24 protein-coding genes and 1 pseudogene are annotated in these 25905 nt (G+C 61.1%); 12 read left to right on the top strand and 13 right to left on the bottom strand.

Annotated elements, in window-relative coordinates; all coding sequences use genetic code 11:
• The first annotated feature begins 181 nt into the window (after positions 1-181).
• Both rep and PSH78_RS00890 read left to right on the top strand, forming a co-directional pair.
• Positions 182-2191: a DNA helicase Rep gene (gene rep / locus PSH78_RS00895; protein ID WP_305497937.1), complete on the top strand. Its 2010-nt coding sequence runs from the start codon at positions 182-184 to the stop codon at positions 2189-2191.
• Positions 2192-2245: 54 nt separating this feature from the next.
• Entirely contained in the window at positions 2246-2818 is a 573-nt protein-coding gene (locus PSH78_RS00890) for a xanthine phosphoribosyltransferase (protein ID WP_003206836.1), read from the top strand.
• Positions 2819-2925: 107 nt separating this feature from the next.
• Here PSH78_RS00890 and PSH78_RS00885 read toward each other — a convergent pair whose 3' ends face one another.
• From PSH78_RS00885 to dadA, 6 genes are all read right to left on the bottom strand, one after another.
• Positions 2926-4860, bottom strand: coding sequence for an acetyl-CoA hydrolase/transferase C-terminal domain-containing protein (locus PSH78_RS00885; RefSeq protein ID WP_305497936.1), 1935 nt, complete (start codon positions 4858-4860; stop codon positions 2926-2928).
• Positions 4861-4997: 137 nt separating this feature from the next.
• Entirely contained in the window at positions 4998-5411 is a 414-nt protein-coding gene (locus PSH78_RS00880; RefSeq protein ID WP_039590161.1) for a cytochrome c5 family protein, read from the bottom strand.
• A gap of 183 nt (positions 5412-5594) precedes the next feature.
• Positions 5595-6143: a cupin domain-containing protein gene (locus PSH78_RS00875; protein WP_030138196.1), complete on the bottom strand. Its 549-nt coding sequence runs from the start codon at positions 6141-6143 to the stop codon at positions 5595-5597.
• A gap of 128 nt (positions 6144-6271) precedes the next feature.
• On the bottom strand, positions 6272-7345 hold the full coding sequence (alr, locus tag PSH78_RS00870; protein WP_305497934.1) for an alanine racemase: 1074 nt from the start codon (positions 7343-7345) through the stop codon (positions 6272-6274).
• 97 nt (positions 7346-7442) lie between these two features.
• Complete coding sequence (locus PSH78_RS00865; protein WP_305497932.1) at positions 7443-7796, bottom strand: RidA family protein; 354 nt, start codon at positions 7794-7796, stop codon at positions 7443-7445.
• Positions 7768-9072, bottom strand: coding sequence for a D-amino acid dehydrogenase (gene dadA / locus PSH78_RS00860; protein WP_305497930.1), 1305 nt, complete (start codon positions 9070-9072; stop codon positions 7768-7770). Before dadA ends, PSH78_RS00865 begins: the two co-directional genes overlap by 29 nt.
• Positions 9073-9227: 155 nt before the next feature.
• On the opposite strand from dadA, the gene PSH78_RS00855 reads away from it, so the two are divergent.
• A complete protein-coding gene (locus tag PSH78_RS00855; RefSeq protein ID WP_003206849.1) occupies positions 9228-9716 on the top strand; it encodes an Lrp/AsnC ligand binding domain-containing protein in 489 nt (162 codons plus the stop codon).
• A 135-nt stretch (positions 9717-9851) separates the two neighbouring features.
• Here PSH78_RS00855 and PSH78_RS00850 read toward each other — a convergent pair whose 3' ends face one another.
• A complete protein-coding gene (locus PSH78_RS00850; protein ID WP_198796221.1) occupies positions 9852-10205 on the bottom strand; it encodes a YkgJ family cysteine cluster protein in 354 nt (117 codons plus the stop codon).
• Between the two features lie 146 nt (positions 10206-10351).
• Here PSH78_RS00850 and PSH78_RS00845 point away from each other — a divergent pair, with 146 nt between their 5' ends.
• Positions 10352-11665, top strand: a complete 1314-nt coding sequence (locus PSH78_RS00845; RefSeq protein ID WP_305497929.1) for an FAD-binding oxidoreductase — start codon at positions 10352-10354, stop codon at positions 11663-11665.
• An 82-nt stretch (positions 11666-11747) separates the two neighbouring features.
• Here the strand turns inward: PSH78_RS00845 and PSH78_RS00840 are convergent, their stop codons facing one another.
• Complete coding sequence (locus PSH78_RS00840; RefSeq protein ID WP_305497928.1) at positions 11748-11993, bottom strand: DUF1127 domain-containing protein; 246 nt, start codon at positions 11991-11993, stop codon at positions 11748-11750.
• A gap of 178 nt (positions 11994-12171) precedes the next feature.
• Here PSH78_RS00840 and PSH78_RS00835 point away from each other — a divergent pair, with 178 nt between their 5' ends.
• Positions 12172-13605, top strand: coding sequence for a PLP-dependent aminotransferase family protein (locus tag PSH78_RS00835; RefSeq protein WP_305497926.1), 1434 nt, complete (start codon positions 12172-12174; stop codon positions 13603-13605).
• 62 nt (positions 13606-13667) lie between these two features.
• Positions 13668-15233, top strand: a complete 1566-nt coding sequence (locus PSH78_RS00830; protein ID WP_305497924.1) for a phospholipase D family protein — start codon at positions 13668-13670, stop codon at positions 15231-15233.
• 39 nt (positions 15234-15272) lie between these two features.
• On the opposite strand, the gene PSH78_RS00825 is transcribed toward PSH78_RS00830, so the two are convergent.
• Together PSH78_RS00825 and PSH78_RS00820 are read right to left on the bottom strand one after the other, a co-directional pair.
• The gene (locus PSH78_RS00825) at positions 15273-16415 is read right to left on the bottom strand and encodes an MFS transporter (RefSeq protein WP_305497922.1); all 1143 of its coding nucleotides are present in this window, start codon (positions 16413-16415) and stop codon (positions 15273-15275) included.
• 181 nt (positions 16416-16596) lie between these two features.
• A complete protein-coding gene (locus PSH78_RS00820; RefSeq protein ID WP_305497921.1) occupies positions 16597-18090 on the bottom strand; it encodes an aldehyde dehydrogenase in 1494 nt (497 codons plus the stop codon).
• Between the two features lie 230 nt (positions 18091-18320).
• Between PSH78_RS00820 and PSH78_RS00815 the strand changes: the two genes are divergently transcribed.
• Together PSH78_RS00815 and PSH78_RS00810 are read left to right on the top strand one after the other, a co-directional pair.
• Positions 18321-18683: a cupin domain-containing protein gene (locus tag PSH78_RS00815; protein WP_305497920.1), complete on the top strand. Its 363-nt coding sequence runs from the start codon at positions 18321-18323 to the stop codon at positions 18681-18683.
• Between the two features lie 105 nt (positions 18684-18788).
• Entirely contained in the window at positions 18789-19097 is a 309-nt protein-coding gene (locus PSH78_RS00810; RefSeq protein ID WP_305497919.1) for a hypothetical protein, read from the top strand.
• A gap of 102 nt (positions 19098-19199) precedes the next feature.
• Here PSH78_RS00810 and rpmG read toward each other — a convergent pair whose 3' ends face one another.
• Together rpmG and rpmB are read right to left on the bottom strand one after the other, a co-directional pair.
• On the bottom strand, positions 19200-19355 hold the full coding sequence (gene rpmG, locus PSH78_RS00805) for a 50S ribosomal protein L33 (protein ID WP_003177274.1): 156 nt from the start codon (positions 19353-19355) through the stop codon (positions 19200-19202).
• A gap of 11 nt (positions 19356-19366) precedes the next feature.
• On the bottom strand, positions 19367-19600 hold the full coding sequence (rpmB, locus tag PSH78_RS00800) for a 50S ribosomal protein L28 (RefSeq protein WP_003177273.1): 234 nt from the start codon (positions 19598-19600) through the stop codon (positions 19367-19369).
• A gap of 435 nt (positions 19601-20035) precedes the next feature.
• Between rpmB and PSH78_RS00795 the strand changes: the two genes are divergently transcribed.
• Entirely contained in the window at positions 20036-21622 is a 1587-nt protein-coding gene (locus tag PSH78_RS00795; protein WP_305497918.1) for an ABC transporter substrate-binding protein, read from the top strand.
• A 136-nt stretch (positions 21623-21758) separates the two neighbouring features.
• On the opposite strand, the gene radC is transcribed toward PSH78_RS00795, so the two are convergent.
• Entirely contained in the window at positions 21759-22433 is a 675-nt protein-coding gene (gene radC, locus PSH78_RS00790) for a DNA repair protein RadC (RefSeq protein WP_305497917.1), read from the bottom strand.
• Positions 22434-22577: 144 nt separating this feature from the next.
• Between radC and coaBC the strand changes: the two genes are divergently transcribed.
• The 3 genes and pseudogenes from coaBC to PSH78_RS00775 form a co-directional block, all read left to right on the top strand.
• The gene (gene coaBC / locus PSH78_RS00785) at positions 22578-23786 is read left to right on the top strand and encodes a bifunctional phosphopantothenoylcysteine decarboxylase/phosphopantothenate--cysteine ligase CoaBC (RefSeq protein ID WP_305497916.1); all 1209 of its coding nucleotides are present in this window, start codon (positions 22578-22580) and stop codon (positions 23784-23786) included.
• A 5-nt stretch (positions 23787-23791) separates the two neighbouring features.
• The gene (gene dut, locus PSH78_RS00780; protein WP_053126549.1) at positions 23792-24247 is read left to right on the top strand and encodes a dUTP diphosphatase; all 456 of its coding nucleotides are present in this window, start codon (positions 23792-23794) and stop codon (positions 24245-24247) included.
• 251 nt (positions 24248-24498) lie between these two features.
• Positions 24499-25902: pseudogene (locus PSH78_RS00775) on the top strand (phosphomannomutase/phosphoglucomutase); the annotation flags it as partial.
• Between the last annotated feature and the right edge of the window lie 3 nt (positions 25903-25905).

Here is a 25905-nt window from a genome sequence, read left to right as displayed (position 1 = left end):
TTTGACGGTTTTTCACCTTAAAAACGAACGTTAGACCCAAATCCCGTCCGCATCCTGAGGGAAAGTAACAAAAGCGGCAATTGAAGATGATGTGCAGCGTCACAAGTCGGACAGAGCAGCACAAATCTCAGAGCCTGTTAAAATGCCGGCCCATTTCGCAAACGACTCCCTGAACCCTGTCATGTCCCGACTCAATCCCCGGCAGCAAGAAGCCGTGAACTATGTCGGCGGCCCTCTTTTGGTGCTCGCCGGTGCAGGCTCCGGCAAGACCAGCGTGATCACCCGCAAGATCGCGCACCTGATCCAGAATTGCGGCATCCGCGCCCAGTACATCGTCGCGATGACCTTCACCAACAAGGCCGCGCGGGAAATGAAGGAACGGGTCGGCGGCCTGTTGCGCGCCGGCGAAGGCCGCGGCCTGACGGTCTGTACGTTCCACAACCTGGGCCTGAACATCATTCGCAAGGAACACGCGCGACTGGGCTACAAGCCGGGCTTCTCGATTTTCGACGAGACCGACGTCAAGGCCTTGATGACCGACATCATGCAGAAGGAATACTCGGGCGACGACGGCGTCGACGAGATCAAGAACATGATCGGCGCCTGGAAAAACGACCTGATCCTGCCGCCCGAAGCCCTGGAGAACGCCCGTAACCCCAAGGAACAGACCGCCGCCATCGTCTACGCCCACTACCAGCGCACCCTCAAGGCCTTCAATGCGGTGGACTTCGACGACCTGATCCTGCTGCCGGTCAAGCTGTTCCAGGACCACGCCGACATCCTCGAAAAATGGCAGAACAAAGTCCGTTACCTGTTGGTGGACGAATACCAGGACACCAACGCCAGCCAGTATCTGCTGGTGAAACTGCTGATCGGCAAACGCAACCAGTTCACCGTGGTCGGCGACGATGACCAGTCGATCTACGCCTGGCGCGGCGCGCGGCCGGAAAACCTGATGTTGCTCAAGGAAGACTATCCATCGCTCAAGGTGGTGATGCTGGAGCAGAACTATCGCTCCACCAGCCGCATCCTGCGCTGCGCCAACGTGCTGATCTCCAACAACCCCCACGAATTCGAAAAGCAGCTGTGGAGCGAAATGGGCCACGGCGACGAAATCCGTGTGATCCGTTGCCGCAACGAAGACGCCGAAGCCGAGCGCGTGGCCATGGAAATCCTCAGCCTGCACCTGCGCACCGACCGGCCTTACAGCGATTTTGCGATCCTCTATCGCGGCAACTACCAGGCCAAGCTGATCGAGCTGAAGTTGCAGCATCACCAGATCCCCTATCGTCTGTCGGGGGGCAATAGCTTCTTCGGACGCCAGGAAGTGAAGGACCTGATGGCCTACTTCCGCCTGATCGTGAACCCGGACGACGATAACGCCTTCTTGCGGGTGATCAACGTGCCACGCCGGGAAATCGGTTCGACCACCCTGGAAAAACTCGGCAACTACGCCACCGAGCGCAAGATCTCGATGTACGCCGCCACCGATGAAATCGGCTTGGGCGAGCACCTGGACAGCCGCTTCACCGATCGCCTGGCGCGCTTCAAACGCTTCATGGACAAGGTCCGCGAGCAGTGTGCCGGCGAAGATCCGATTGCGGCGCTGCGCAGCATGGTCATGGACATCGACTATGAAAACTGGCTGCGCACCAACAGCTCCAGCGACAAGGCCGCCGACTACCGCATGGGCAACGTCTGGTTCCTGATCGAAGCGCTGAAAAACACTTTGGAAAAGGATGAAGACGGCGACATGACCGTCGAGGACGCCATCGGCAAGCTCGTTTTGCGGGATATGCTCGAGCGGCAGCAGGAAGAGGAAGAAGGCGCCGAAGGCGTGCAGATGATGACGCTGCACGCCTCCAAGGGCCTGGAATTCCCCTACGTGTTCATCATGGGTATGGAAGAGGAAATCCTCCCGCACCGCTCCAGCATCGAAGCCGACACCATTGAAGAAGAACGGCGCCTGGCCTACGTCGGGATTACCCGGGCGCGCCAGACGCTGGCCTTCACCTTCGCCGCCAAGCGCAAGCAGTACGGCGAAGTGATCGACTGCGCCCCGAGCCGTTTTCTCGATGAGCTGCCACCGGACGACCTGGCCTGGGAAGGCAACGACGACACGCCGACGGAAGTCAAAGCCGTTCGCGGCAACAGCGCCCTGGCGGATATACGCGCGATGTTGAAGCGCTAGAATCGATTATTTTTCACTGACTTCAGGCGCCGACGCGTCATCAGAGGAGGCTTCATGGAAGCCCTGCACCAGAAAATTCGTGAACAAGGCATCGTGCTTTCCGATCAGGTCCTGAAGGTTGATGCGTTCCTCAACCACCAGATCGACCCGCAGTTGATGAAGCTGATCGGCGATGAATTCGCCGCGCTGTTCAAGGATTCGGGCATCACCAAGATCGTCACCATCGAGGCCTCGGGCATCGCCCCGGCGATCATGACCGGGCTGAACCTTGGCGTGCCGGTGATCTTCGCGCGCAAACAGCAGTCGCTGACCCTGACGGAAAACCTGTTGTCCGCCACCGTGTATTCGTTCACCAAGAAGACCGAAAGCACCGTCGCCATCAGCCCGCGCCACCTGACCAGCAGCGACCGAGTGCTGATCATCGATGACTTCCTGGCCAACGGCAAAGCCTCCCAGGCGCTGATTTCCATCATCAAGCAGGCCGGCGCTACCGTGGCCGGGCTGGGTATCGTGATCGAGAAATCCTTCCAGGGTGGCCGCGCCGAGCTGGATGCCCAGGGCTACCGCGTCGAGTCGTTGGCGCGAGTGAAGTCGCTGGCGGGCGGGGTTGTGACCTTCATCGACTGATCTCCCATATTCCCTGTGGGAGCGAGCTTGCTCGCGATAGCGGTCTGTCAGACACATTTTATTTAGCAGATACACCGCCATCGCGAGCAAGCTCGCTCCCACAGGGGTCAGGCTGATTGTTGTTGCACAGTCGCCTTGAGCCCGGCCAGCAACAACCGCTGGGCCAACTCTTCCTTGAGCCCCTCCGGACTGGTCAGCTGCATCCGCTCCAGATGCCCGGCAAACTCCCAAGGCTCCGGCGCATCCAGCGCGGCCTTGCCCAACTCCAGGATCTCGGTGAGCTTGAACTTGCTCTTGAGCCAGTTCAGCGCTCGCAGCAGATCCCGCTCCAGCCCATCGAAATCGCAGCCCAACGGATACTCCGGGAACAGATTGGGATGCCGCGCCTGGATCGCCTGCAAACGCTCCGACGTGTTGTCGGCGAAACGTGGGTCGAGACGGAAATCCTTCGGCAATTTGCCGGCGCTCTGGGCCTGCTCGATCAGCCCCGGCTGGAAGCGTGAATCGCTGATGTTGTGCAATGCCTCGATCACCGCCGCGTCGGTCTTGCCGCGCAGGTCGGCAATGCCGTACTCGGTCACGACGATGTCTCGCAGGTGCCGGGGAATCGTGCAATGACCGTATTCCCAGACGATGTTGGAACTGACCACGCCACCTGACTCGCGCCAACTGCGCAGCAGCAGGATCGAGCGCGCCCCTTCCAGCGCATGCCCCTGGGCAACAAAGTTGTATTGCCCACCCACACCGCTGAGCACCCGCCCGTCTTCCAGTTGGTCAGCCACCCCGGCGCCCATCAGTGTCATGGTGAACACCGTGTTGATGAACCGCGCATCAAGCCGCTGCAGGCGCTTGAGTTGCTCCTGGCCGTACAGCTCGTTGATGTAGCTGATGCGCGTCATGTTGAATTCGAAGCGGCGGCTTTGCGGCAACTCGCGCAAGCGCTCGTAGAAGCTGCCCGGGCCGAGGAAGAACCCGCCATGGATGCAAATGCCGTCGGGTTGCGCCGCCTCGTCGAGTGTTCCGGCGTTCGCCTGCTCCTGGGTCGGCTCATCGGGATAGACCTTGCGCCGGATAATCCCGGCCTCCGCCAACACCAGCAAACCGTTGACGAACATTTCGCTGCAACCGTACAGCCCTTTGGCAAACGGCTCGGTCCCGCCCTCTCGCTCGATCAACTGCGCCCACTGGCTGAGATTCAGATCCGCCAGCAACGCCTGGTAACCGGCGTTATCGGCCTGGCGCGCCAATAGCGCCGCCGTCAACGCATCGCCCATGGAGCCGATGCCAATCTGCAACGTACCGCCGTCACGCACCAGGGTGCTGGCATGCAGGCCGATCAAATGGTCCTGGAACCCCACCGGCATGTTCGGCGTGGAGAACAGCGTGTGGCTGTCCTTCTCGTCGATCAGCAGGTCGAAAGCGTCAATGCCGATTTCTGCATCACCGGGCATGTAGGGCAATTCGCTGTGGACCTGCCCGACCATGAGGATGGTCTCGCCCGCCTCGCGTCGCCTGGCAATCATCGGCAACAGGTCCAGGGTGATGTCCGGGTTGCAGCTCAGGCTGAGGCGATCCGGATGTTCCGGGTCGCTCGCCAGCAATTGCGCGATCAGGTTCAGGCCGGCCGCGTTGATGTCCCGCGCCGCGTGGCTGTAGTTGCTGCTGACGTAGTCCTGCTGCGCCGCTGCACTGTGCAGCAGGCTACCGGGCTGCATGAAGAATTGCTGCACGCGGATGTTTGCCGGCAGGCTGTCGCGTTGCAGATCGGCAAGGTAATCGAGTTCGGGATAGTCGCCGAAGACCCGCTCGACGAAGGGCTCGAGGAAACGTTTCTGCAGACCATCGCCCAGGCTCGGTCGACCCAGGCTCAATGCCGTGTAGATAGTCAGCTGCCGCTCGGGCAGTTGGGCGATGCGCCGGTACAGCGCGTTGGCGAACAGGTTGGGCTTGCCCAGCCCCAATGGCATGCCCAGGTGGATATGCGCGGGCAAGCGCTCGAGCACGTCATCCACTGCCTGTTCGATTGAACACAACTGCACCATCCGACCCTCCGGGACATTCAATGAATGTGGGTTGGACCGAGCTTGCCGGGTCTTGGTTGCGATGAACAGCCCTGGAAAAAACTCCAGGCGCAAAAAAGCCGCTCGAAAGCGGCTTTTTCGTGAAAGATGCTGGCGAATTACAGGCCGGACATCTCTTTGATCGCGCCCTTGAGTTCCTCATCGGAGCAGTCGGCGCAAGTGCCTTTGGGCGGCATGGCGTTTACGCCAGTAATTGCCTTGGCGAGAATACCATCGAGGCCGCCCTGGTGATCGGCGCGCTCTTTCCAGGCCGCCTTGTCACCGATTTTCGGAGCGCCCAGCAGGCCGGTGCCGTGGCAGGCGTTGCAATGCTTGGCAATGACGTCTTTGGGTGCCTTGGCGCCGCCTGCGCCGCCTGCTGCAGTGGCCACTTCCATGCCTTTGCATTCCTTGCCCTGAACACAAACCTGGCCAACGGGTTCAAGGCGCTTGGCGATTTCGTCGTTCGGCGCCGCTTGAGCGCTCGCAGCCCATAGGGCCAATACGGTTGCTGGTGCAGCCAGCATTTTCATAATTAGGTTCACGCGTACACCCTCAATGGTGGCTAGTCACGCCTGCGGCCACGGTTTGCAGGCGGGCGCAAGTATAGCGGTAAGCCTGTCACTCTGAAACAACCCCAAAGTCACAAGGGTCTTGTTTGTCATGACAGCCCAACATGCGGGCGCCTGTGGCGTGCGGGCCTGGCGCCTCTTGGTCTAGAAATTCGCCGGAGTGGCTGCGCTGATCAGTCGCGCCGGCACGTCGAACGGATTGCGGAAACGATGTGGCTTGGTACTTTCAAAATAGTAGCTGTCGCCAGCCTCGAGCACGAAGGTTTCTGCGCCCACCACCAGTTCCAGTCGCCCTTCCACCAGGATCCCGGTTTCCTCGCCCTCGTGGGTGAGCATTTCGTCACCGGTGTCGGCGCCAGGCGGATAGATTTCGTTGAGGAAGGCGATCGCCCGGCTCGGATGCGCCCGGCCCACCAGTTTCATGGTCACGGCGCCGTCGGAGATGTCGATCAGTTCGTTGGCTTTATAGACGATCTGGGTCGGTTTCTCCTGGAGGATCTCTTCGGAGAAAAACTCGACCATGGACATGGGAATCCCGCCAAGGACCTTGCGCAGCGAGCTGATCGAGGGGCTCACGCTGTTTTTCTCGATCATCGAAATAGTGCTGTTGGTGACGCCCGCGCGCTTGGCGAGTTCACGCTGGGAAAGGCCTTTGAGTTTACGTATGGATTGCAGTCGTTCACCGACGTCCAATGCTGGAGCCTCCAGGGAATCAGGTTGTGTGGAAAGTGAGCGTTATCATGGCGACAGCGTTCAGTATTTACAACACTTTGACCCGAATCCTGTGCGGTGAAGCGACTTCCGGTAGGCGGCGCCTGGTCTCAGGTCCCGGAATAGAGCCGTGGGACACGTCGCAGGTTGCAGAAGATCTGGTAAGGAATAGTGTCGGCGGCCTGCGCCACATCGCTGGCGAGAATGTTCTTGCCCCAGAGTTCGACGGTCGAGCCGAGACCGGCCTGGGGAATATGGCTCAGGTCGACACACAGCATGTCCATCGAGACCCGCCCGACCAGCTGGCTGCGCTGACCATCCACCAGCACCGGCGTACCGTTGGGCGCCTGGCGCGGGTAACCGTCGGCATAGCCCATGGCGACCACGCCGACCCGGGTCGGCTGGGCGGTAACGAAACGAGCGCCGTATCCCACCGGTTCGCCAGCGGGAAGCTCGCGCACGCTGATGATCTTCGACTCCAACGTCATCACCGGTTGCAGGCGCGAAGCCACGGCATTGGCCTCGTCGAACGGTGTCGCGCCGTACAGCATGATGCCCGGCCGCACCCAATCGCTCGGTATCTGCGGCCAACCCAGCACCGCCGGCGAATTGCGCAAACTGACCTCGGCCACCAAGCCTTGGCGAGCCTGATCGAATACCGCCAACTGTTGCAGACTGCTGGGGTCGTGCAGTTCGTCGGCGCGGGCGAAGTGGCTCATCAAGACGATTTTTGCCACGTTGCCACTGGCCAGCAGGCGACGGTAAGCCGACTGGTAGTCGGCCGGATGCAAGCCGACCCGATGCATGCCCGAGTCGAGCTTGAGCCAGACCGTGATCGGCTTGCCCAGCGTCGCGCGCTCTATCGCTTCGAGTTGCCACAACGCATGCACCACACACCAGAAGTCATGCTCGACAATCAATGCCAGCTCATCGGCCTCGAAGAACCCTTCGAGCAACAGGATCGGCCCACGTATACCACCGGCGCGCAGCTCCAGGGCTTCTTCAATGCAGGCCACGGCGAACCCATCCGCCGTCTCCTGCAAAGCCTCGGCGCAGCGTACCGCGCCATGCCCGTAGGCGTCGGCCTTGATCACCGCAAGGGCCTTGGCCCCGGTGACCTCACGGGCCAGTTGGTAGTTGTGACGCAGGGCTTGGAGATCGATCAGGGCACGGGCAGGACGCATGGCGGCAGGCTTCTAGGCGGTCATGGGTAAAAAAACCGGCGCAGGCTGACGGCATCAGCCATCAACGGCGCCGGGAGAGGGAGCTTTTCGACAGATGTCAGGGCAGCGCGGCGACGACGGACAGCTCGACCAGAATCTGCGGTTCGCACAATTTGGCCTCGACAGTGGCGCGGGCCGGGGCGACGCCCTTGGGCAGCCATTTGTCCCACACCGCATTCATGCCTTGAAAATCGGCGTCGATGTCCTTCAGGTAGATCGTCACCGACAGCAGGCGGCTCTTGTCGGTCCCGGCCAGGTCCAGCAGACGCTCGATATTGGCCAAGGTCTCACGGGTCTGCTGTTCGATACCGGCGCTCATGTCGTCGCCGACCTGCCCGGCCAGGTAAACGGTGCCGTTGTGCACAACGACCTGACTCATGCGGTCATTGGTGAGCTGGCGCTGGATTGCCATGTTTAGCGGACTCCTGAGGTTTACTGCCATAACGGGAAATATCGAGGCCTTCGGCGCTGATCTGCGGCTTTTTCTTCGCCATCAGGTCTGCCAGCAGGCGACCGGAACCACAGGCCATGGTCCACCCGAGGGTGCCGTGGCCGGTATTGAGGAACAGATTCCTGAACGGCGTGGCGCCAACGATCGGCGTGCCGTCCGGGGTAGTCGGGCGCAGGCCGGTCCAGAAACTGGCCTGGGCCAGGTCGCCGCCCTGAGGATAAAGGTCGTTGACGATCATCTCCAGGGTTTCACGCCGACGCGGGTTGAGCGAGAGGTCAAAACCGGCGATTTCCGCCATGCCGCCGACGCGAATCCGGTTGTCGAACCGGGTGATCGCGACCTTGTAGGTTTCGTCGAGGATGGTCGAAGTCGGCGCCATCGCCGCGTTGGTGATCGGCACGGTCAGGGAATAGCCCTTGAGTGGATACACCGGCGCGCGGATACCCAGCGGCTTGAGCAATTGCGGCGAATAGCTGCCCAAGGCCAGGACGTAACGGTCGGCGGTTTCCAGCTTGCCGTCGATCCAGACGCCATTGATGCGATCCCCGGCAAAATCCAGGCGCTCGATGTTCTGATCGAAGCGAAATTGTACGCCGAGCTTCACAGCCATTTCCGCCAGGCGCGTGGTAAACATCTGGCAATCGCCGGTCTGGTCGTTAGGGAGGCGCAAGGCACCGGCCAGAATGTCGGTGACATTGGCCAGGGCCGGCTCGACGCGGGCGATGCCTTCGCGATCGAGCACTTCGAACGGCACGCCCGACTCCTTGAGCACGGCGATATCCTTGGCCGCGCCATCGAGCTGGGCCTGGGTGCGGAACAATTGGGTAGTCCCCAGGCTGCGACCTTCGTAGGCGATGCCGGTTTCGGCGCGCAATTCGTCGAGGCAGTCACGGCTGTACTCGGACAGGCGAACCATGCGCTCCTTGTTGATCGCATAGCGGCTGGCGGTGCAGTTGCGCAGCATCTGCGCCATCCACAGGTACTGGTCGATGTCGGCGGTGGCCTTGATTGCCAGCGGCGCGTGACGCTGCAGCAGCCATTTGATGGCCTTGAGTGGCACACCCGGCGCGGCCCACGGCGAGGCGTAGCCCGGCGATACCTGGCCAGCGTTGGCGAAGCTGGTTTCCATGGCTGGCGCCGGTTGACGGTCGACCACCACCACTTCAAACCCGGCACGGGCCAGATAGTAAGCACTGACGGTACCGATGACGCCGCTACCCAAGACCAGAACGCGCATGTTGAAACCCTCATCGCGGATAACCGCTGACGTTTGTTATACAAAGCTTAGATGCGCGCAGTGTAAGAAAGATCAGCCAGTGCTTTTCACTATATAAATGCCTATATTTGGCGAGAATTCTCGGCAAAAACCCTTTTCACGGAGGCGCATCACCTGTGCGTACCAATACCCAGACCAAACGCGAGCTGGACAAGATCGACCGGAATATCCTGCGTATCCTCCAGGCCGACGGGCGAATTTCTTTCACCGAGCTGGGGGAAAAGGTCGGCCTCTCCACCACGCCCTGCACCGAGCGGGTGCGACGGCTTGAGCGCGAAGGGATCATCATGGGCTACAACGCCCGGCTCAATCCGCAGCACTTGAAGGGCAGCCTGCTGGTGTTCGTCGAGATCAGCCTTGACTACAAATCCGGCGACACGTTCGAAGAGTTCCGACGCGCCGTGCTGAAGCTGCCTCACGTACTGGAATGCCACCTGGTGTCGGGGGATTTCGACTATCTGGTGAAGGCGCGGATTTCCGAGATGGCCTCGTACCGCAAGCTGCTGGGCGACATCCTGCTCAAGCTGCCCCACGTTCGTGAGTCCAAGAGCTACATCGTGATGGAGGAAGTGAAGGAGAGCCTGAACCTGCCGATTCCGGATTGACGGTTGGCTTCAGACCGCCTTCGCGAGCAGGCTCGCTCCCACACGGACAGTGACGAACACTTCTTGCGAGCAACAGGAGATCCCTTGTGGGAGCGAGCCTGCTCGCGAAGGCCGCGACCCGATTTCCCTTGGCGGCTAGACCAACACCTGCCGAGTGCTGGCCATGTACTCATGAATCTGCTTCTCGACCCGCGGATGAATCAGCTCCACCGGTCGCCGCCCATTAGGGCATGGCAAGGTCGCGGTGGTGCCGAACAACCGGCAGATCAGCGGCCTTTCATCGTAGACCGTGCAACCGTTCGGCCCCAGGTGCACGCAATCGAGCGCCTCCAGGGCCGCGTCCTGTTCGGCGCGGCTCTTGCGCGGCAAACGAGCCATTTCTTCGGGCGAGGTGGTCACCGGACCACAGCAGTCATGACAGCCCGGTACGCACTCGAACGTAGGAATCTGCTGACGTAGCGTGCGGATTTTTTGACTGTTGCAGCTCATCGAGGCCATTACCGAATCGGGACAGCTGAGGATTCTGCCTTAAAAGCCCCATGCCAGACAGCGTCCTCCGACCAATGTTGCCGACTGAGGAACGCCCGGCTTATGCTCCGTAAAATTTCTCAAACACAACAATCAGGATTACGCACATGAACGCCCGTGTTCAGCAACCTGTCCCGAGCCACGCGCACGCCGCCTCCTACTACGCCGCCAGCAGCCTGCCGCAGCCGGACCATCCGGTGCTGCAAGGCGAGTTGGTGGCGGATGTCTGCGTGGTGGGCGGCGGGTTCTCCGGGCTGAACACGGCCATCGAGCTGGCCGAGCGCGGCCTGAGTGTGGTGCTGCTTGAGGCGCATAAGATCGGTTGGGGCGCCAGCGGGCGAAACGGCGGCCAATTGATTCGCGGCGTGGGTCATGGTCTCGATAAGTTTGCGCCAATCGTGGGCACCGACGGCGTGCGTCAGATGAAACTGATGGGGCTCGAAGCGGTGGAAATCGTCCGCCAGCGGGTCGAACGTTTTCAGATTCGTTGCGACCTCACCTGGGGCTACTGCGACCTCGCCAACAAACCCGCCGATCTCCAAGGTTTCGCCGAGGATGCCGAAGAACTCCGCAGCTTGGACTATCGCTACGAGACGCGACTGCTGCAAGCCGATGAAATGCACAGCGTGGTGGGCTCGGATCGCTACGTCGGTGGCCTGATCGACATGGGCTCGGGCCACCTGCATCCGCTCAACCTGGCGTTGGGAGAGGCGGCCGCAGCGCAGCAACTGGGGGTCCGGCTGTTCGAACGATCGGCGGTGATACGCATCGACTACGGGCCACAGGTAAAAGTACACACTCAACAAGGCTCGGTCCGCGCCACGACTCTGGTGCTGGGCTGCAATGCCTACCTCAACGGCCTGAACCAGGAGCTGAGCGGCAAAGTGCTGCCCGCTGGCAGCTATATCGTTGCCACCGAACCGCTGAGCGAAGCGCAGGCAAACGCGCTGTTGCCACAGAACATGGCGGTCTGTGACCAGCGAGTCGCGCTGGATTACTACCGGCTTTCGGCGGATCGACGCTTGTTGTTTGGCGGGGCTTGTCACTATTCCGGCCGAGACCCGCAAGACATCGGCGCGTACATGCGGCCGAAAATGCTCAAGGTCTTCCCGCAACTGGCAGACGTGAAGATCGACTATCAATGGGGCGGGATGATCGGCATCGGCGCCAACCGCCTGCCGCAGATCGGCCGGCTCAAGGACCAGCCCAACGTGTATTACGCCCAGGCCTATTCCGGTCACGGGGTGAATGCCACGCACCTGGCCGGCAAGTTGTTGGCCGAGGCTATCAGCGGCCAGCAGGGCGGTGGGTTCGACCTGTTTGCCAAGGTACCGCACATGACATTCCCGGGCGGCAAGCATTTGCGCTCGCCGCTGTTGGCGCTGGGGATGCTGTGGCACCGGTTGAAGGAGTTGGTCTAGTTGAAGAGCTGTCTTGATTGAAGAACCTGTTTAACCGTGGCGAGGGAACAAGCTCCCTCGCCACGGTTTGTGTGATAACGATTCAAAGCCGCCAGAACGGCTTCAAGCCTTCCGCCCGGGCCTGCTCCCGGCTCAGGCCGATATCGCGCAACTGTTCGGTTGTCAGCTCCAACAAGGCCTTGCGTGTATGCAGACGATGCCAGAACAGGCCCCAGCGGCTCAAGCCGGAAGGGGCATTGCGCAGCATGGCATCACGCAGCCCCTTTTCCTGCCCCGCCGCCAGTTCCTGGCTGTGTAACGTCAGCCGTACATCGCTCAAGCCGTTCATTTTGATCGCTCCTGTTTACTTGGATAGCCAGAGCTTTCATGATGCGCGGGCGGCCATATTCAATACAGATTCAACCAATACCTTTTATAGCCATACAGAGCGAGCGTTTTGCGCACTGAATTGTAATTTTGTGGCTCATCTGTATCGGTTGGCGTTTTCATCTCATCGGGGATGCACCATGACTCTTTACGTGAACCTCGCCGAGCTGCTCGGCACCCGCATCGAACAGGGTTTCTACCGCCCCGGCGACCGGCTGCCGTCGGTGCGTGCCTTGAGTACCGAACACGGGGTCAGCCTGAGTACCGTGCAGCAGGCCTATCGCGTCCTGGAAGACAGCGGGCTGGCGATGCCGAAACCCAAGTCCGGCTATTTCGTCCCGGTCAGTCGCGAGCTGCCGGACCTGCCAGCGGTTGGCCGTCCGGCCCAGCGCCCGGTGGACATCTCCCAGTGGGACCAGGTGCTGGAGCTGATACGCGCGGTGCCGCGCAAGGATGTCGTACAGTTGGGTCGCGGCATGCCGGATATCCATTCACCGACCATGAAACCGTTGCTGCGCAGCCTGGCGCAGATCAGCCGGCGCCAAGACATGCCCGGCCTGTATTACGACAACATCTACGGCAACCTCGAACTGCGTGAGCAGATCGCCCGGCTGTCCCTGGACTCGGGCTGCCAACTCGGCGCCAGCGACCTGATCGTCACCACCGGTTGCCACGAGGCGTTGTCGGTCAGCATCCGCGCCACCTGCGAGCAGGGCGACATCGTTGCGGTGGACTCCCCCAGCTTCCACGGCGCCATGCAGACGCTTAAGGGCCTGGGCATGAAGGCTTTGGAAATACCCACCGATCCACTCACCGGCATCAGCCTGGAAGCGCTGGAACTGGCACTGGAGCAATGGCCGATCAAGGCCATACAGTTGACCCCCAGCTGCAACAACCCGCTGGGCTACATCATGCCGGAGGCCAACAAGCGCGCTCTGCTGACCCTGGCGCAGCGCTTCGATGTGGCGATCATCGAAGACGACGTGTATGGGGAACTGGCCTACACCTATCCGCGTCCTCGCACCATCAAGTCCTTCGACGACGATGGTCGCGTCCTGCTCTGCAGTTCTTTTTCCAAGACCCTTGCCCCTGGCCTTCGGGTCGGCTGGGTAGCGCCGGGTCGGTATCTGGAACGGGTACTGCACATGAAATACATCAGCACCGGCTCGACCGCGCCGCAACCCCAGATAGCCATCGCGGAGTTTCTCAAAAGCGGACATTTCGAACCGCATTTGCGGCGGATGCGCAGCCAATACCAGCGCAATCGTGACGTGATGATTGATTGGGTCAGCCGTTATTTCCCGGTAGGTACCCGCGCCAGCCGTCCCCGCGGCAGCTTCATGCTGTGGGTCGAATTGCCCGAGGGCTTCGACACATTGAAGCTCAACCGGATGCTGCACGACCAAGGCGTGCAGATCGCCGTCGGCAGTATCTTTTCGGCCTCGGGCAAATATCGCAATTGCCTGCGCATGAACTACGCTGCCAAGCCAACGGCACAGATCGAGGATGCGGTGCGCAAGGTCGGAGCCGTGGCTATAGCGTTGTTGAACGAAACCCAGCGAGACACCGTCTGACCGTGTAGGCAGGGAAGCAGCATCCAACAGCCGACCCACGCTAACAATCGGAACGAGCCTACGTGAGATCCAGACCGATCCTGCACGCGCTAATGCTAGTCGCCTCGCTGTTGGGCGGCTGCGCCAGTCTTGATGTCACCCGCGAACCCTCCCAGGCGTTGCCAGCCTCCGACTCAGCGTTCGGCCGCTCGGTGGCGCAACAGGCCGCCCCGCACGAGGGCCGCTCAGGCTTTCGCCTGCTGTCCGATAGCACCGAAGCCTTCACCGCCCGGGCCGAGCTGATCCGCAACGCTCAAAGCAGCCTGGATTTGCAGTACTACATCGTTCATGACGGCATCAGCACGCGCATGTTGGTCGACGAACTGCTCAAGGCAGCAGACCGTGGCGTGCGCGTGCGGATCCTGCTTGACGACACCACCAGTGACGGCCAGGAGCAAGTCATCGCGACCCTGGCCGCGCACCAGAACATCCAGATTCGCCTGTTCAACCCGTTGCATCTTGGCCGCGCCACCGGCGTGACCCGCAGCCTGGGGCGCCTGTTCAACCTGTCACTGCAGCATCGTCGGATGCACAACAAACTCTGGCTGGCGGACAACAGCATGGCCATCGTCGGCGGCCGCAACCTCGGGGACGAATATTTCGATGCCGAACCCAACCTGAACTTCACCGACATCGACCTGCTCGGCGTCGGCCCGGTGGCCGAGCAGTTGGGACACAGCTTCGACCAATACTGGAACAGCGCGCTGAGCAAACCGATCGAACAATTCCTTTCCCATCGACCGACCCCCAAGGACCTGGAGAACAGCCGCGTACGCCTGCAAGCTTCGCTGGAGCAGACGCACAAGGAAAACCAGACGCTCTATCAGCAACTGACCGCCTACAAGACCCAGCCGCGCCTGGACATCTGGCGCGGCCAGTTGATCTGGGCCTGGAACCAGGCGCTGTGGGATGCGCCGAGCAAGGTACTGGCCAAGGATGAGCCAGACCCTCGATTGCTGCTGACGACACAACTGGGGCCGGAGCTGACCGGCGTCAGCAAGGAACTGATCATGATCTCCGCCTACTTCGTGCCCGGACAGCCAGGGCTGGTGTACCTGACCAGCCGTGCCGATGCCGGTGTCTCCGTGAGCCTCTTGACCAATTCGCTGGAAGCCACCGATGTGCCGGCGGTGCACGGCGGCTACGCGCCGTATCGCAAGGCCTTGCTGCAGCATGGCGTACGGCTGTTCGAGTTGCGCCGCCAACCCGGCGACAGCGGCGGCAGCCCGCATCTGTTCTACAGCAAGTCTTATGGCGAATCGGACTCCAGCCTGCACAGCAAGGCGATCATCTTCGATCAACAGAAGTCGTTCATCGGCTCGTTCAATTTCGATCCTCGCTCAGTGCTCTGGAACACCGAAGTCGGCGTTCTGGTGGACAGCCCGGAACTCGCCGGCCAGGTTCGGGAGCTGGCTCTGCAGGGCATGGCCCCGACCTTGAGTTATCAGGCCCGCCTGAAAGATGAAAAACTGGTCTGGACCACCGAGGACAACGGCAAGCTGCACGACCTGGAACGCGAACCGGGCAGTTGGTGGCGCCGCTTCAATGCCTGGTTCGCCACGACGATCGGGTTGGAGCGGATGCTCTAGAATCTGGACACTCTTGGGCCAGCGGGTATCTGGACGTGCTCAAGCGGTTTGTGTCGCGCCGAACGCCCCTTGGCGCAACAACAGGATGACCAGGCCGAACGCCCCCGCCGCCATGAACAACGGCAGCGCATGGCCGCTGACCCACTGGCTGCCCGCCCCCGCCACCAGCGGCCCGACCAGGCAGCCGATCCCCCACAGCTGCGCGACATGGGCGTTGGCCCGCACCAGCGCATCATCGCGGTAGCGCTCGCCGATCAGGATCAGCGACAAGGTAAACAGCCCACCCGCGCTGGCGCCAAACAGTACCCACAGCGGCCAGATCAACAAGGTATCGATCAGCAGCGGCACCGCGAGGCTGGACAACATCAGTGCCACCGCGCAGCCGGTGAACAGCGACCGGCGCGACAGGCGATCGGCCAGGGCGCCAATGGGTAGCTGCAACAGGGCGTCGCCGACCACCACCGTGCTGACCATCGCCAGCGCGATATCGGCACTGAAGCCTTGGCGCAGGCAATAGACCGGCAACAGCGTCAGGATCATCGCCTCGAATGCGGCGAACAACGACACCGCCCAACCGATCGCCGGCAGACCCCGGCAGAATTCCCACAAATCGCCGAAGGTAACGCTGCCCGCCCCACTGGCAGGCGCACCGCTGCGGCCAAGCAGCAACAACGGCGCGACCAATAGCAGCCCGACACCCACCCAGAACCCGTAGTCATGGTCGGTCCCCAGCGCACCGAGCAGCAGCGGGCCGGACAATTGGCTCAAGGCGTAGCTGGCCCCGTACAACGCCACCAGCCGCCCGCGCCATTGCTCGATGACCAACTGATTGATCCAGCTCTCGCCAAGAATGAACACCAATGTCAGCACGACTCCGATCAACAGCCGCAAGAGCAGCCAGACCGGATAGCTGGGCAACAGCGCCAACAACCCGATGGACACCGCCCCGCCCCACAGGCACAGGCGCATCAGCGCCGCCGTACCGAAATGCGCCGCCAGCCGGCTCGAAACCTTGGCCCCGACCAGTACGCCAACGGCCGGCATCGCGGCCATGACGCCAATGGCAAACGAGCCGTAACCCCAGCCCTCCAGGCGCAGCGACACCAGGGGCATGCTTACGCCGAGGGCAAGGCCGACGCTCAGGACAGAGGCCAACACGGCGAAATAGGTCGCCCAACGCATTTCCACGCTCCTGTGGCTAACTATCGACTCCAGGCATCACCACAAAACAATGTGGGAGCGAGCCTGCTCGCGATGACGGCGCAACATTCAACCAAATCGTCGATTGTCATACCGCTTTCGCGAGCAGGCTCGCTCCCACAAGGGATGTGTGTCGACCGCCAGCTCCGCTCGTACAGAAGGATCAGAGCTTGATCCAGGTCGCCTTCAGTTCGGTGTACTTGTCGAACGCATGCAGCGACTTGTCACGGCCGTTGCCCGACTGCTTGAAGCCACCGAACGGTGCGGTCATGTCGCCACCGTCATATTGATTGACCCATACGCTGCCGGCGCGCAAGGCCTTGGCGGTCAGGTGAGCCTTGGAGATGTCCTTGGTCCACACTGCCGCAGCCAAGCCGTACGGGGTGTCGTTGGCGATCTGGACAGCCTCTTCGGCACTGTCGAAGGCGATGACCGACAACACCGGCCCGAAGATTTCTTCCTGGGCGATTTTCATCGCGTTGCTCACGCCATCGAAAATCGTCGGCTCGACGTAGGTGCCGCCGGTTTCCTGGAGAATCCGCTTGCCACCCGCGACCAGCTTGGCGCCGTCGCTGTGACCGGCTTCAATGTAGGACAGCACGGTATTCATCTGCTGGGTGTCGACCAAGGCACCGACATTGGTCGCTGGATCCAGTGGATTGCCAGGTTTCCAGCCCTTGAGAGCCTCGATCACCAGCGGCAGGAACGTGTCCTTGATCGAACGCTCCACCAGCAGGCGCGAGCCCGCCGTGCAGACTTCGCCCTGGTTGAAGGCAATCGCACTGGCGGCGGCCTCGGCGGCGGCCTGCAGGTCCGGAGCATCGGCAAATACGATGTTCGGGCTCTTGCCACCCGCCTCCAGCCAGACGCGCTTCATGTTCGACTCGCCGGAATAGATCATCAGTTGCTTGGCGATCTTGGTGGAGCCGGTGAACACCAGCGTATCGACATCCATGTGCAAGGCCAGGGCCTTGCCAACCGTGTGACCATAGCCTGGCAGCACGTTCAGCACGCCTTTGGGGATGCCGGCCTCGATGGCCAGCGCGGCGATACGAATGGCGGTCAGCGGGGATTTTTCCGACGGCTTGAGCACTACCGAGTTGCCGGTGGACAACGCCGGGCCGAGCTTCCAGCAGGCCATCATCAACGGGAAGTTCCATGGAACGATGGCACCGACCACGCCGACCGGTTCCCGGGTGACCAGGCCCAACTGGTCATGCGGGGTGGCGGCCACTTCGTCGTAGAGCTTGTCGATGGCTTCACCGCTCCAGCTCAACGCCTGCGCCGCGCCTGGAACGTCAATATTCAGGGAGTCGCTGATCGGCTTGCCCATGTCCAGGGTTTCCAGCAAGGCCAGCTCTTCGGCGTGCTGTTTGAGCAGGCCGGCAAAACGAATCATGGTGGCTTTGCGCTTACTCGGCGCCAGGCGCGACCAGGCGCCAGAATTGAATGTCGCACGGGCGTTTTCGACGGCGCGCTGGGCGTCGGCCACGTCGCAACTGGCGATCTTGCCCAACAGGCGGCCGTCGACCGGGCTGAGGCAATCGAAGGTCTCGCCGGACACTGCATCGGTGTATTCGCCATTGACGAAGGCGCGGCCTTCGATCTTCAGGTCGCGGGCGCGCTGTTCCCAGTCGGCACGAGTCAGGGTGGTCATGCGAGTGTCCTCCTCTTGTTTGGGTACGAACGCCACGCGATGCGTAGCGTTCAAGAATTCTGCCCTGCCGATGTGTATTCGGCACAAGGCACCGCCACCCTAAACCAGCGACCGGGGATGTTTCAATATATTTGACAGAAAACCCGCAAACGGCCTTGCGATGTTCGTTTTAATAAACATAGACTTTTGCTCTTCCAGCCATCCGCGCCGCAAGCACCGAGGGTAACCGCATGAGCATCCAGGACATCGTCGATTTCAGCCAGGCCAACACCACCGCCGACCGCTATCGCCCGGACCCGGTAAAAGTGCTCAAGGGGGATCCCGAACAAGCGGTGTTCAATCATTACAGCAGTCCTTGCGGACAGATGAATGCGGGGGTGTGGGAAGGCGCGGTGGGCCAGTGGACGGTCAACTATACAGAGCACGAATACTGCGAAATCGTCCAAGGCGTTTCGGTGCTGCGGGACAATGAAGGCAATGCCAAGACACTTCGGGCGGGCGACCGCTTTGTAATTCCGGCGGGGTTCAAGGGAACTTGGGAAGTGCTGGAAGCGTGCCGCAAGATCTATGTAGTGTTTGAGCAACAGGAGTGAATCAAACGCTTACACAGTGCGATATACATAACCATCACCCTCCTGTAATTATATCCGGGCGCCTCAATGAGGAGTCGCTGATTATTAATTATGCCAGGAGGCAACATGGCCAAAAAAACTACTACACCGCGGATCGCAGCGCTGGCTGCCCTGCTGACACTGAGCATCGGAGCGCTTGAAGCAGCTGCGAACGAGATCCGCCCTTCAGGCGTATGCACGGCTAATTTTGCTTTCAACTCCCTGCTGCCGATGAAGGTAGACGCGCAATTTCTGAAAGACATGCAAGCCTATTCGGGAGCAAAGATCATTCGCCATATACGCGCAGGCGAAGCCTACACTATGGACTACCAAGAAGACCGACTCTATGTTTTCAGCGACAAGGAAAACTTTTATACGGGTCACAAGTGTGGCTGATTAATTGTCAGACTACGTTGTAAACGGTCAGGGTTTTCAGTCTTGAAAGAAAAAGGCCCGTATCTCGCGATACGGGCCTTCTTCTTAAGAGGGAAAAATCAATTACTTGATTTTGCCTTCCTTGTAGATCACGTGCTTGCGAACAACCGGATCATATTTCTTGATCTCGATTTTGTCCGGGGTAGTACGCTTGTTCTTGTCGGTAGTGTAGAAGTGACCAGTACCGGCGCTCGAGATCAAACGAATCAATTCACGCATGATTAGCTCCCTTAAACCTTGCCATCGCGACGAAGTTCGGCCAGCACGACACTGATGCCACGCTTGTCGATGATGCGCATGCCTTTGGCAGATACGCGCAGACGCACAAAACGTTTCTCTTCTTCAACCCAGAAGCGGTGATGCTGCAGGTTCGGCAGGAAACGACGACGGGTTTTGTTGTTTGCGTGGGAAATGTTATTCCCAGTCACCGGACCCTTACCGGTAACTTGACAGACTCTCGACATGCCTCAGCCCTCTAAAACCACATGCCCAACCCGGCATGGGTTGGCCGCTTAATCTCTCAGTCATTTGGCGCCAGGCGCCGCGTTTCTTTAAGGGTCTTACCGGCTACACCTACAGTGAAGGAACCGGGCCCCTAGAAAAGAGCGCTGCTTTATACCAGAAAGACCCAGGCACAACAACAGCCGGTGTGATTTGTCTTTGCTGGAAACCCTCGATCAACAGCCACAGGCAGCAGGGACAAGGGCCCGCGAGGTCCTGACCACTCGTCGCGACGCACAGGTTTTTTTCGGTCGGTACAGGGCCGCGCCCGGCGAAGCGCTGCAAAGGGTGCCGGAAAATGCAAAAAGGGGATAGTCATTTGCAGACGAGCCCTCTAGGGTAGACCTTTTCCAGACTGCACTCGCAGATGGGCCTCCGACCTGCACAGGAAATCAATCATGCGCCTCGCTGCCCTACCGCTGTTGCTCGCCCCTCTGCTGCTCACCCCGCTGGCCCAGGCCGCCGCCCTGAGCGTGTGTACCGAAGCCAGCCCGGAAGGGTTCGATGTCGTCCAGTACAACTCCTTGACCACTACCAACGCTTCGGCCGACGTGCTGATGAACCGCCTGGTGGATTTCGACACCGCCAGCGGCAAGGTGGTCGCCAGCCTGGCCGAGAGCTGGGAAGTTTCGCCCGATGGCCTGAGTTATGTCTTCAAGTTGCGCCACAAGGTCAGGTTTCACCACACCGACTACTTCACACCGCGCCGCGACCTGACGGCCGAAGACGTCAAGTTCAGCTTCGAGCGCATGCTCGACCCGGCAAACCCATGGCACAAGGTTGCCCAGAGCGGCTTCCCTCACGCCCAATCCATGCAACTGCCGGCGCTGATTACAAAAATCGATGCCCTGGATCCGTTGACGGTGCGCTTCACGCTCGACCATGCCGATTCGACCTTCCTGGCGACGTTGAGCATGGGTTTCGCATCGATCTATTCGGCTGAATATGCCGAGCAGTTGATGAAGGCCGGCAAGCCGGAGCAACTCAACAGCCAGCCCATCGGCACGGGCCCGTTCATTTTCAACCGTTTCCAGAAAGACGCCTCGATTCGCTACAAGGCCAACGGTGACTATTTCGGCGGCAAGCCCCAGGTGGATCCGCTGATATTTGCCATCACGCCGGACGCCAACGTGCGCCTGCAGAAGTTGCGCCGAAATGAATGCCAGATCGCCCTCTCGCCCAAGCCGCTGGACGTGCAGGCCGCGCGGCAGGAGCCGACATTGAAGGTGGCCCAGACTGACGCATTCATGACGGCTTTCCTGGCGATCAACAGTCAGCATCCGCCGCTGGACAAGCCTGAAGTGCGTCAGGCCATCAACCTGGCTTTTGACAAGGCCAGCTACCTCAAGACCGTTTTCGAAGGCACGGCGGAAGCGGCCAACGGCCCTTATCCGCCCAACACCTGGAGCTACGCGAAAAACCTGCCCGGCTATGCCCATGACCCGGCCAAGGCCCGTGAATTGCTGGCCAAGGCCGGTTTGAAGGGAGGCTTCAAGACTACTATCTGGACGCGCCCCTCCGGCAGCCTGCTCAATCCCAATCCGAGCCTCGGCGCACAGTTACTGCAATCGGACCTGGCGGAAATCGGCATCCAGGCGGAAATCCGCGTAATCGAATGGGGCGAGCTGATCCGCCGCGCCAAGGCTGGCGAGCACGACCTGCTGTTCATGGGCTGGGCCGGCGACAATGGTGTTCCGGACAATTTCCTCACGCCGCAGTTTTCCTGCGCGGCGGTCAAGTCCGGAACCAATTTCGCCCGCTACTGCAACCCGGACCTGGACAAACTGATCAGTGCCGGCAAGACCACCAGCGAACAAGGCGTGCGCACCAAACTCTACGAACAGGCCCAGGCACAGATCCAGCAACAAGCGCTTTGGCTGCCGCTGGCGCACCCGACGGCATTCGCGCTGACCCGCAAGGATGTGCAGGGTTATACGGTGAGCCCGTTCGGGCGGCAGGATTACTCCAAGGTCAGCCTCAAGTAACCCGGCCTAGCCCCAGCCCCCTTGTGGGAGCGAGCCTGCTCGCGAAATCGGTTTGTCAGCCAATTTTGAGTCAACTGATACACCGCATTCGCGAGCAGGCTCGCTCCCACAAAGGCTCCATATTGTCAGCCCCTGCCTACATCCACCCACGCTCCGCCATCGACAACGGCTCCCCATCGCCGACGATAAAATGGTCGAGCACCCGCACATCGATCAGCTCCAGCGCGTCCTGGAGCCGCTCGGTGAGCATTCGGTCGGCCTGGCTGGGCTCGGTGCTGCCGGAGGGGTGGTTGTGGCACAGGATCACGGCGGCGGCGTTGTGGGCCAGGGCGCGCTTGACCACTTGCCGGGGGTGAACACTGGTGCAGGCGATAGAACCACGAAAAAGCGCCTCGAATGCCAACACCTGATGTCGTGAGTTGAGAAACAGGCAACCAAAAACCTCGTGGGGTTCGTGGCGCAGCATTGACTTGAGATAGTCGCGAACAGCCTGCGGATCTTCCAGCATCGACTTCTGTCGAGTCCGCGCCGCCAGATGTCGCCGGCCCATTTCGAGCACCGCGCGCAACTGGGCGAATTTCGCCGGGCCCAGCCCCATATGGCTGCTGAACGTGAGCTGATCTGCCTCAAGCAGCGCCCGCAGGCAGCCAAATTGGGACAACAGATGTCGAGCCAGATCCACCGCGCTTTTACCCGACACACCCGTGCGTAAAAATATCGCCAGCAGCTCGGCGTCTGAAAGACTCTCCGCCCCCGACACCAACAATCTCTCCCGTGGCCGCTCGGCCACCGGCCAGTCCCGAATACTCATGGCATCTCCCTGATAATGGGCGCCGCTGTTCCGTAGCGGACGCTGTGATATCTTAGCCCATCTTTTTTGCAGGCGATTTGTACCCAGGCAGGCTGCTGCCGAGGGTTCGCCCCGCACTGACCATTAAAATCGAAAGGCAGGCCTATGCAGCGGCTGTATCGGAAACGCATCGTTCTGGGCGTCGGCGGCGGCATTGCCGCCTACAAGAGCGCCGAGCTGGTTCGCAGGCTTATCGACCAGGGCGCCGAAGTACGGGTCGTCATGACCCGCGGCGGCAGTGAGTTCATCACCCCGCTGACCATGCAGGCCTTGTCCGGACACCCGGTCCACCTGGATCTGCTCGACCCGGCGGCCGAGGCCGCCATGGGTCATATCGAGCTGGCCAAATGGGCTGACCTGGTGCTGATCGCCCCGGCCACGGCCGACCTGATCGCCCGCCTGGCCCAGGGCATCGCCAACGACCTGCTGACCACCCTCGTACTCGCTACCGACGCCGTGGTCGCCGTGGCGCCGGCCATGAACCAGGCCATGTGGCGCGACCCCGCCACCCAGGCCAACCTGCAACTGCTCGAAAGCCGCGATCTGAAAGTCTTTGGCCCAGCCTCTGGCAGCCAGGCCTGCGGCGATGTCGGCATGGGCCGCATGCTCGAAGCCAACGACCTGGTTCAGTGCGCCGCCGACTGCTTCCAGCGCCAGGCGCTGACCGGCAAGCATGTGCTGATTACCGCCGGCCCGACCCAGGAAAACATCGACCCGGTGCGCTACATCACCAACCACAGCTCGGGGAAAATGGGCTTCGCACTGGCCGAAGCCGCGGTCGAGGCGGGTGCGCGGGTGACGCTGATCACCGGGCCGGTGCACCTGCCGACCCCGGATCGGGTGACCCGCATCGACGTCGTCAGCGCCCGGGACATGCTTGCGGCCTGTGAGGCATCGATCCCGTGCGACCTGTTCATCGCCTCGGCGGCGGTGGCGGACTACCGCCCCGAAGTCGTTGCGCCGCAAAAATTGAAGAAAGACCCTACGAGCGGCGATGGCCTGCTCCTGCAAATGGTACGCAACCCGGACATCCTGGCCACCATCGCCACCCGTCCCGATCGTCCATTCAGCGTCGGTTTTGCCGCCGAAACCGAACACCTCCTCGATTACGCCGCGCGCAAGCTCAAGGACAAGAATCTGGACCTGATCGTCGCCAACGACGTCGCCAACCCGAGCATCGGCTTCAACAGCGAAGAGAACGCCTGCAGCGTGATCGACCGCCAGTTGCACGCCACGCTTTTCGCCCAGACCAGCAAGGGCAAGATTGCCCGCCAACTGATCACTTTCATCGCCGAACGGCTGAACCAGGTTTAATTTCAATGCACGCTCTACAAGCCAAGATCCTCGACCCTCGCATCGGCAGTGAATTCCCGCTGCCGCAGTACGCCACGCCGGGCTCAGCCGGCCTCGATCTGCGGGCGATGCTCAAGCAGGACACGATCCTGGAACCGGGCCAGACCCTACTGATACCCACCGGCCTGTCGGTCTACATCGGCGATCCGGGCCTCGCCGCGCTGATTCTGCCGCGCTCGGGCCTGGGCCATAAGCACGGCATCGTGCTGGGCAACCTGGTGGGCCTGATCGACTCCGACTACCAGGGCGAACTGATGGTGTCCTGCTGGAATCGCGGCCAGACCGCTTTCAACATCGCCGTGGGCGAACGCATTGCCCAACTGGTGCTGGTGCCGGTGGTCCAGGCCCATTTCGAATTGGTCGAGGAATTCGACGAGAGCCAGCGCGGCGCCGGCGGTTTCGGCCACTCCGGTAGCCACTGATCCGGCTGCTCGGGCCGGACAGCAGGCCCGGCCGCTTTATTAAGCTTCTGTTTCAGGACGAAAAATGCGCAACGGCTCCAGGCGACGTTTCCCATCCGGAATCAACGTTTTAGACCGTTCGGGCTGGGGTAACGCTGTCTCATGGCACTTTCCCACCGCGAACTCTCTGTCAAAAACGCCGTCATACCCTTCAGCTTGAGCCTGCCGACGCCCGTCGTCGGCCTGTCCAGTCACTTTCCTGATAGAGCGCCCCGCCCATGAACACCCCAGCCGCAATCGCCCCGATCTTCCCTGACAGCATCTTCCGCGCCTACGACATCCGTGGCGTCGTGCCGGAAACCCTGACGGCTGAAACCGCCTACTGGATCGGCCGCGCCATCGGCTCCCAGAGCCTGGCCCAGGGCGAACCGAACGTGAACGTCGGCCGCGACGGTCGCTTGTCCGGCCCGGAGCTGGTCGAGCAGTTGATCAAAGGCCTTGCCGACAGCGGTTGCCACGTCAGCGACGTCGGCCTGGTGCCGACCCCGGCGCTTTACTACGCCGCCAATGTCCTCGCCGGAAAATCCGGCGTGATGCTCACCGGCAGCCACAACCCGTCGAACTACAACGGCTTCAAGATCGTCATCGCCGGCGACACCCTCGCCAACGAGCAGATCCAGGCCCTGCACACCCGCCTCAAGACCAATGACCTGAGCAGTGGCCAGGGCAGCGTGACCAAGGTCGATATCCTCCCGCGCTACAACGACGAAATCGTCAAGGACGTGAAACTGGCCCGCCGCCTGAAAGTCGTGGTCGATTGCGGCAACGGCGCGGCCGGCGTCATCGCTCCGCAACTGATCGAAGCGCTGAACTGTGAAGTCATCCCGTTGTTCTGCGACGTCGACGGCAACTTCCCCAACCATCACCCGGATCCGGGCAAGCTGGAAAATCTTGAGGACCTGATCGCCAAGGTCAAGGAAACCAACGCTGACCTGGGCCTGGCCTTCGACGGCGACGGTGACCGCGTGGGTGTGGTGACCAATACCGGCAGCGTGGTGTTTCCGGACCGCCTGCTGATGCTGTTCGCCAAGGACGTGGTGGCACGCAACCCCGACGCCGAGATCATCTTCGACGTGAAGTGCACCCGTCGCCTGGTGCCGCTGATCAAGGAATATGGCGGTCGCCCACTCATGTGGAAAACCGGCCACTCGCTGATCAAGAAAAAAATGAAACAGAGCGGCGCCCTGCTGGCCGGCGAAATGAGCGGCCATATCTTCTTCAAGGAGCGCTGGTTCGGTTTTGATGACGGCATCTACAGCGCGGCACGCCTGCTGGAAATCCTCAGCAAGGAGAAATCCACCGCCGAAGAACTGTTCGCGACCTTCCCGAACGATATTTCTACGCCGGAAATCAATATCCATGTGACCGAAGAGAGCAAATTCAGCATCATTGATGCACTGCACGACGCCCAGTGGGGCGAAGGCGCCGAACTGACCACCATCGACGGTGTGCGGGTCGACTACCCACAAGGCTGGGGCCTGGTTCGCGCCTCCAACACCACACCGGTGCTGGTGCTGCGTTTCGAGGCCGACAACGAGGCTGAACTGCAGCGCATCAAGGATGTGTTCCACAGCCAACTCAAGCGTGTTGCACCTGATCTCCAACTACCGTTCTGATTT

The sequence above is a fragment of the Pseudomonas sp. FP198 genome, from assembly GCF_030687895.1.
GTDB lineage: Bacteria > Pseudomonadota > Gammaproteobacteria > Pseudomonadales > Pseudomonadaceae > Aquipseudomonas.
The sequence above is the reverse complement of the archived record's forward strand: the minus strand, read 5'-3'. Positions and strand labels throughout refer to the sequence as shown.

Excerpts from the sequence above, each read along its gene's own strand:
- rep (WP_305497937.1), top strand. The coding sequence starts at position 182 with ATGTCCCGACTCAATCCCCGGCAGCAAGAAGCCGTGAACTATGTCGGC.
- PSH78_RS00890 (WP_003206836.1), top strand. The coding sequence starts at position 2,246 with ATGGAAGCCCTGCACCAGAAAATTCGTGAACAAGGCATCGTGCTTTCC.
- PSH78_RS00885 (WP_305497936.1), bottom strand. The coding sequence starts at position 4,860 with ATGGTGCAGTTGTGTTCAATCGAACAGGCAGTGGATGACGTGCTCGAG.
- PSH78_RS00880 (WP_039590161.1), bottom strand. The coding sequence starts at position 5,411 with ATGAAAATGCTGGCTGCACCAGCAACCGTATTGGCCCTATGGGCTGCG.
- alr (WP_305497934.1), bottom strand. The coding sequence starts at position 7,345 with ATGCGTCCTGCCCGTGCCCTGATCGATCTCCAAGCCCTGCGTCACAAC.
- PSH78_RS00865 (WP_305497932.1), bottom strand. The coding sequence starts at position 7,796 with ATGGCAATCCAGCGCCAGCTCACCAATGACCGCATGAGTCAGGTCGTT.
- dadA (WP_305497930.1), bottom strand. The coding sequence starts at position 9,072 with ATGCGCGTTCTGGTCTTGGGTAGCGGCGTCATCGGTACCGTCAGTGCT.
- PSH78_RS00850 (WP_198796221.1), bottom strand. The coding sequence starts at position 10,205 with ATGAGCTGCAACAGTCAAAAAATCCGCACGCTACGTCAGCAGATTCCT.
- PSH78_RS00845 (WP_305497929.1), top strand. The coding sequence starts at position 10,352 with ATGAACGCCCGTGTTCAGCAACCTGTCCCGAGCCACGCGCACGCCGCC.
- PSH78_RS00840 (WP_305497928.1), bottom strand. The coding sequence starts at position 11,993 with ATGAACGGCTTGAGCGATGTACGGCTGACGTTACACAGCCAGGAACTG.
- PSH78_RS00835 (WP_305497926.1), top strand. The coding sequence starts at position 12,172 with ATGACTCTTTACGTGAACCTCGCCGAGCTGCTCGGCACCCGCATCGAA.
- PSH78_RS00825 (WP_305497922.1), bottom strand. The coding sequence starts at position 16,415 with ATGCGTTGGGCGACCTATTTCGCCGTGTTGGCCTCTGTCCTGAGCGTC.
- PSH78_RS00820 (WP_305497921.1), bottom strand. The coding sequence starts at position 18,090 with ATGACCACCCTGACTCGTGCCGACTGGGAACAGCGCGCCCGCGACCTG.
- PSH78_RS00815 (WP_305497920.1), top strand. The coding sequence starts at position 18,321 with ATGAGCATCCAGGACATCGTCGATTTCAGCCAGGCCAACACCACCGCC.
- PSH78_RS00810 (WP_305497919.1), top strand. The coding sequence starts at position 18,789 with ATGGCCAAAAAAACTACTACACCGCGGATCGCAGCGCTGGCTGCCCTG.
- rpmG (WP_003177274.1), bottom strand. The coding sequence starts at position 19,355 with ATGCGTGAATTGATTCGTTTGATCTCGAGCGCCGGTACTGGTCACTTC.
- rpmB (WP_003177273.1), bottom strand. The coding sequence starts at position 19,600 with ATGTCGAGAGTCTGTCAAGTTACCGGTAAGGGTCCGGTGACTGGGAAT.
- PSH78_RS00795 (WP_305497918.1), top strand. The coding sequence starts at position 20,036 with ATGCGCCTCGCTGCCCTACCGCTGTTGCTCGCCCCTCTGCTGCTCACC.
- radC (WP_305497917.1), bottom strand. The coding sequence starts at position 22,433 with ATGAGTATTCGGGACTGGCCGGTGGCCGAGCGGCCACGGGAGAGATTG.
- coaBC (WP_305497916.1), top strand. The coding sequence starts at position 22,578 with ATGCAGCGGCTGTATCGGAAACGCATCGTTCTGGGCGTCGGCGGCGGC.
- dut (WP_053126549.1), top strand. The coding sequence starts at position 23,792 with ATGCACGCTCTACAAGCCAAGATCCTCGACCCTCGCATCGGCAGTGAA.